The sequence below is a fragment of the Stenotrophomonas sp. B1-1 genome (genome assembly GCF_010894375.1).
GTDB lineage: Bacteria > Pseudomonadota > Gammaproteobacteria > Xanthomonadales > Xanthomonadaceae > Stenotrophomonas.
Genome location: NZ_JAAIUZ010000045.1, coordinates 1 through 4349, shown reverse-complemented (window position 1 = coordinate 4349; position 4349 = coordinate 1). Strand labels below are relative to the sequence as shown.

Annotated in this window: 8 protein-coding genes and 1 pseudogene; 2 read left to right on the top strand and 7 right to left on the bottom strand. The window is 63.1% G+C overall.

From position 1 onward, the window contains the following. Nucleotides 1–91 precede the first annotated feature (91 nt). From G4G00_RS21600 to G4G00_RS21585, 4 genes are read right to left on the bottom strand one after another with little or no spacing between them, the layout of a single operon-like run. The gene (locus G4G00_RS21600) at nucleotides 92–274 is read right to left on the bottom strand and encodes a hypothetical protein (RefSeq protein WP_164276462.1); all 183 of its coding nucleotides are present in this window, start codon (nucleotides 272–274) and stop codon (nucleotides 92–94) included. Then, nucleotides 274–552, bottom strand: a complete 279-nt coding sequence (locus G4G00_RS21595) for a hypothetical protein (protein ID WP_164276581.1) — start codon at nucleotides 550–552, stop codon at nucleotides 274–276. Before G4G00_RS21595 ends, G4G00_RS21600 begins: the two co-directional genes overlap by 1 nt. 23 nt (nucleotides 553–575) lie before the next feature. Beyond that, entirely contained in the window at nucleotides 576–890 is a 315-nt protein-coding gene (locus G4G00_RS21590; protein ID WP_240336205.1) for an ogr/Delta-like zinc finger family protein, read from the bottom strand. A gap of 5 nt (nucleotides 891–895) precedes the next feature. Beyond that, the gene (locus tag G4G00_RS21585) at nucleotides 896–1108 is read right to left on the bottom strand and encodes a DNA-binding protein (protein ID WP_164276578.1); all 213 of its coding nucleotides are present in this window, start codon (nucleotides 1106–1108) and stop codon (nucleotides 896–898) included. A gap of 68 nt (nucleotides 1109–1176) precedes the next feature. Between G4G00_RS21585 and G4G00_RS21580 the strand changes: the two genes are divergently transcribed. Together G4G00_RS21580 and G4G00_RS21575 are read left to right on the top strand one after the other, a co-directional pair. Continuing rightward, the gene (locus G4G00_RS21580) at nucleotides 1177–1650 is read left to right on the top strand and encodes a helix-turn-helix transcriptional regulator (RefSeq protein ID WP_164276575.1); all 474 of its coding nucleotides are present in this window, start codon (nucleotides 1177–1179) and stop codon (nucleotides 1648–1650) included. Nucleotides 1651–2086: 436 nt separating this feature from the next. Then, nucleotides 2087–2590: a hypothetical protein gene (locus G4G00_RS21575; protein WP_164276572.1), complete on the top strand. Its 504-nt coding sequence runs from the start codon at nucleotides 2087–2089 to the stop codon at nucleotides 2588–2590. A gap of 7 nt (nucleotides 2591–2597) precedes the next feature. Here G4G00_RS21575 and G4G00_RS21570 read toward each other — a convergent pair whose 3' ends face one another. The 3 genes and pseudogenes from G4G00_RS21570 to G4G00_RS21560 form a co-directional block, all read right to left on the bottom strand. Next, the gene (locus G4G00_RS21570) at nucleotides 2598–3623 is read right to left on the bottom strand and encodes a phage late control D family protein (protein WP_164276569.1); all 1026 of its coding nucleotides are present in this window, start codon (nucleotides 3621–3623) and stop codon (nucleotides 2598–2600) included. Continuing rightward, nucleotides 3620–4018, bottom strand: coding sequence for a phage tail protein (locus tag G4G00_RS21565; protein WP_164276566.1), 399 nt, complete (start codon nucleotides 4016–4018; stop codon nucleotides 3620–3622). Before G4G00_RS21565 ends, G4G00_RS21570 begins: the two co-directional genes overlap by 4 nt. A 10-nt stretch (nucleotides 4019–4028) precedes the next feature. Then, a pseudogene (locus G4G00_RS21560) lies at nucleotides 4029–4349 on the bottom strand (phage tail tape measure protein); the annotation flags it as partial.

Genomic DNA, 4349 nt, shown 5'->3' with positions numbered 1-4349 from the left:
CCGCGCAGGAAGCTGCCGCGACGCTTGAGGCTGTAGTCGCGTTCCAGGCATGCCAGCACCTGCTCGAGGATATGGATCTCCATCGGCGATCTCAGCGCTTGAACGTAGAGGGCAGGCGGACGATGCGCCCGCCAGCGGCCTGGAAGGCCTTGATCTGGCGGCGCAGGGCGTCGGCCTCAGCGGCCTTTTGCGACGGGCTGACCGGCACAAAGTCGGCCGGTGCCTTGACCAGGGGCTGATGCTGGACGGTGGTCCAGCCGTGCTTGCTGCTCATCAGCCGGCCTCCGGATAGACACACAGGCCGCAGTCGATCAGGGCCACGCCCCGATCGGTCAGCTCTAGTGCCAGCGCGTCGGACGGGCTGCAGCGCAGCAGGCGCAGGTGCATCAGCCTGGCCACCGGCTCGGCGGTGAAGGTGGGCGACAGGCCCTTATCCGAAGCCCTGCGGCCGATGTAGCCGGCTCCGGTATGCACCAGGCCCTGATGGCGGGCGGCGGATTTCAGGCAAAGCTGCGCCGTTGGCGGCAGGGCCGCCAATTCAAGAATAGGCATTGGGTAACCTCAGTTAGCTGGGTTTAGAGGCTGGGACTATCGAAGATGTCCAGCTGGGCATCGTTTTGCTGCTGACGCAGGGCGCGCTCGGCAAGGGCGCGCTCATACGCCGGAGTCGGGGGCAGGTCACAGGCCGGGGCATTGGGAATGCCGCTGGGGCTGACCAGGCCGGTGATCTCGGTGTGGCCAGAGTAGCTGGCCGAGCACAACGGGTTTTGGCACACGTACACGTCGTTACGCAGGTGCGGATGCAGCAGGTAGCTGGTGCGCTTGACCAGCACCGAATGGCAAGCGCCGCAATGGAAGACGCCTTTGCGCTGAATGACGGGTGCGTGCATGGTCATCAATCCTGGAGGGTGCCGATCTTCATGCCGAGCAACACGGCTGCGCGGTGGGCGTCGCCGCGCACGCCCTTCTTCTGGCCATGCATCACCTGGTAGACCGTCGCGTACGGCAGGTTGTGGGCCTTGGCGAAAGAGGCGATGGACTGACCTGTACGCAGGAACTCCGTTCGCACTTGCTCAGCCGTCTTGGGCTTGGCGTCTCCGTGGTTCATGGTCGATAGTTAAAGATTGGAATCGTGGAGTGAAAGATAGGTCGATCAATCGACCATGTCAATAGAATATGGAACCTAAATCGACCATTGGTGATTCGGCCTCGCATGTGGGGCAGCGACTCAAAGCTGAACGAAAGCGGCTCGGGCTCTCGCAGACCCAGATCGCTGAACCCTTCGGAATGCAGCGGCAGACCATCCAGCGCTATGAGGCTGGCAAGAGTTCGCCTACAACGGAATACTTGTTAGCTGTCGAGCAGCTAGGCATTAACGCGGGCTATGTTCTGACTGGAAGAGTGGAGCAAATGCAGGCTCTAGAGCAGCTGCTGATCGCTCGATTCAGGGGCGCTACTACTGATACGCAGCGCGCCGTGCTGAGCGTGTTGGGCATCGGAGATAACTCTGCCCTTCAATCGTCGGCAGTGCCGGGAATCCAAATTTACGGCGGTAACGTTACGCACGCCCAGGCAGGCCAGACAATTCATCAGGATCACATGCGAATTGAAGTAGGCAGTCGTCGCAAACGAAGCAAACCCTCGAAGTGAACATTGGCGTGCTGCAATGCATGCTGGCCGGTGAGCCAGCATGCAGCTGCACGCGAGGTCGGCGCGTTCGCGTACGCGAGCCCGCTCAGTTGCAGCTGAAACTACATTCGCCCGACCAGGGCGAGCAATCGATCCATTTCGATTGTTGAGCGCCTTGCAGATCCTGTAGGTAGCTCCTGTGGCGCTTACTCGTAGCTCGAGCAGCGACACATCGATTCGCGTGTACGCCTGTCGCGCACGCGTAAGACTTGACGCAGCTCGACACGCTCGGGCTGCGTCTCATCACAACAAGAGGCCATGATGAGCCAGCCAGACGAAAACGAAGATGTGCCCAGCTTGGAGCACTACCATGGACACTTTGCGCCGCCCGAGCGCAGCCCGATTCCAGAGCGACAGCAGAGCGAGTCGCAGCAGCCGCCACCGAAGAAGGAGTGACATGAATCCAGAGGCCACCACTGCACGCACACCGGCGACCGCCGAACGCACCAAGGGGGAAGCGCTTCTGGATATCGAGTACGCATTGGAACTGGCCGTGCTCAGTCAGCGGTTCTATGAGCGTGCCAACAAGCTCATTGTGCTTGTGTGCTTGCTGGCAGGTAGTGCCGCGTTTGTCACCATTTTTCACCCCAACTCGGTGGTGGTGACTGTGGCCGGTATGGTGGTCGGACTACTCACGCTCGTTGAGCAGGTCTATGACTTTCGCGGCAAAGGAATTGTGCATGCGAACTTCGTAAAGCGCTTGAGCCGCCTGCGCGTCAAGGCAGGGGCCATGCCCCTGGCTGAGCTCGATAAGAATTTTGGAAAGATCAAGCAGGATGCAATTCCGGTAGTGCAGGGGCTTTGCAGGGTGGCATGGAACAATGCAATGCGCCGGACTGGCTACGTGGACTACGTGCGGCCGCTCACCCGTTGGGAGCGCGCACTGCAAGTTTGTGTGTAGCCGAGCATCATGCGGCTGCCGCATCCGTTGACTTCGTTTCGCCACCGCGCTCAAGCTCGAGCGCGGTGGTAAACCCGCCACTTCCATCAAGGGTGTGGGTGGTCTTGGCCACCAGCCAATCGGTGCCATCGATCTCCGGTTTGAAGCCACGTACCGTCACGGTTTGCTCGGGATAGATGTCCGCCCGACCTAGCGCCAAGCGATAGCTCAGTTGCGCGGTGCCGCGCTCTAAGCGCTTGAATTCTGCTTCGGCCTGCTGCCGCGCTTCCTCCGCGTTGGCGTAGGTGGCCTGCAGCTTCTTCTCGTTATCGGCCGTGCCCACCAGCACCCCATTGCGACGTGCATTGCGGCGATCGCTCCAGTAGGCGCGCACACCGGTGTAACTGTCCCGATCGGCGACGGTGTAACGATGCTGGTCACCGGAAGCGCGGGTGATGAGCACGCCTGGCAGCGGCGTGCCACTGGCGGTGACGCCAGCACCGATCGGCGCAAAGATCAGCGTGCCCGCCTTGACCGTAGACACTGCATCGAAGCGCTTGGCCAAGCGCGTGAGCAGGTTGATATCGCTCTCGTTGGCCTGATCCAGGTGCGCGATGGCCACGCTGGCCAGGCTGTCTGCAATGGAGGGGCGCAGCCCATGCTCAGCGGCGATCGCGCTGAGGATCTCGCCCAAGGTGGTGTCATGCCAACTGCGCTCGCGCCGCGAGCGTACTGCACCGGTCAGATCGGCCGAGCGCGCTCGAATACTGACGATATCCGGCGCGCCACTGTGCTCGACGTCATCGACCTTGAAGGTGCCCTTGTCAAACAGCCCACTGTCGCGCCAGCCGATGGCCACCTGCAGCGTGACACCGCGTCGCGGTAGCGCCAGGCGCCCGTCATGGTCATGCACCCGCAGGGTCACCTCGTCGGCCTGATCGCCTCGGCTTTCGGTCAGCGACAGATCCAGCAGGCGCGGCGCCAAGCGGTCCGTCAGGTCCTGGCCGTCGAGCAGGACCTGCCAAGCCGGGATGGGGTAGGGGGCCGTCCTCATGGCACCTCCTGCACGATGCCGTCGTCATCGCGTTCCAGCTGCAGCTGAAACTCGATCAGGCGCGGGGTGCCGTCGGGAAAGAATTCCTTGCGGGTTTCGCTCAGACTGACGATGACATAGGCGCCGTACACCCGGCCGGTGCCTTCCACCAGGGCGTGCGGCGTGCCCTGGTTGGCTAGCTCGCGCAGGCCATCGAGTACGTGTAGATCCTCGACCAGCTCGGCACTGATGGTGCCTTGCAGGCTGATGGAGTCATCACCCAAGCCGACGTATTGCCGGGCAGGTCGGGCGTGCAGGCGTTCGCTGCTGGCGTGGCGCCAGGTGAGCTGGCGTTGAAACTGCTCATAGGCGGCGGTGGACAGGGCGAACACGAAGGTGCCGTAGCTCATCATCATGGGGCAGGTCTCAATCGGTCAGGCGCGACGCACGCCGGCTGGTCTTCTCGCGCTCGATCTTCTCGATCTCGGCGCGCACGGCGGCCGCAATGCCCTGGCTATCGGTGCCAGGGGGCACAGTGATCTGGATGGAGTAGCTGGGACCGCCGGTGGCGCCCGCTGCGGCCTGCGCCGCCGCCGGGGCGATCACCGGCCCGCCGCCGGCCAGCACCGGCGCTGTGGCCGCGCCCAGGGCGATGCCGGCACCGGCCTGCTTAAGCCGGGTGCCCAGTGTGGCCACCTGCTGTAGCGGCTCGCTCTGGCTGCGGTCTAGCCCGCCGGCCAGGCCTTG

Excerpts from the sequence above, each read along its gene's own strand:
- G4G00_RS21585 (WP_164276578.1), bottom strand. The coding sequence starts at position 1,108 with ATGAACCACGGAGACGCCAAGCCCAAGACGGCTGAGCAAGTGCGAACG.
- G4G00_RS21575 (WP_164276572.1), top strand. The coding sequence starts at position 2,087 with ATGAATCCAGAGGCCACCACTGCACGCACACCGGCGACCGCCGAACGC.
- G4G00_RS21595 (WP_164276581.1), bottom strand. The coding sequence starts at position 552 with ATGCCTATTCTTGAATTGGCGGCCCTGCCGCCAACGGCGCAGCTTTGC.
- G4G00_RS21590 (WP_240336205.1), bottom strand. The coding sequence starts at position 890 with ATGCACGCACCCGTCATTCAGCGCAAAGGCGTCTTCCATTGCGGCGCT.
- G4G00_RS21600 (WP_164276462.1), bottom strand. The coding sequence starts at position 274 with ATGAGCAGCAAGCACGGCTGGACCACCGTCCAGCATCAGCCCCTGGTC.
- G4G00_RS21565 (WP_164276566.1), bottom strand. The coding sequence starts at position 4,018 with ATGATGATGAGCTACGGCACCTTCGTGTTCGCCCTGTCCACCGCCGCC.
- G4G00_RS21570 (WP_164276569.1), bottom strand. The coding sequence starts at position 3,623 with ATGAGGACGGCCCCCTACCCCATCCCGGCTTGGCAGGTCCTGCTCGAC.
- G4G00_RS21580 (WP_164276575.1), top strand. The coding sequence starts at position 1,177 with ATGGAACCTAAATCGACCATTGGTGATTCGGCCTCGCATGTGGGGCAG.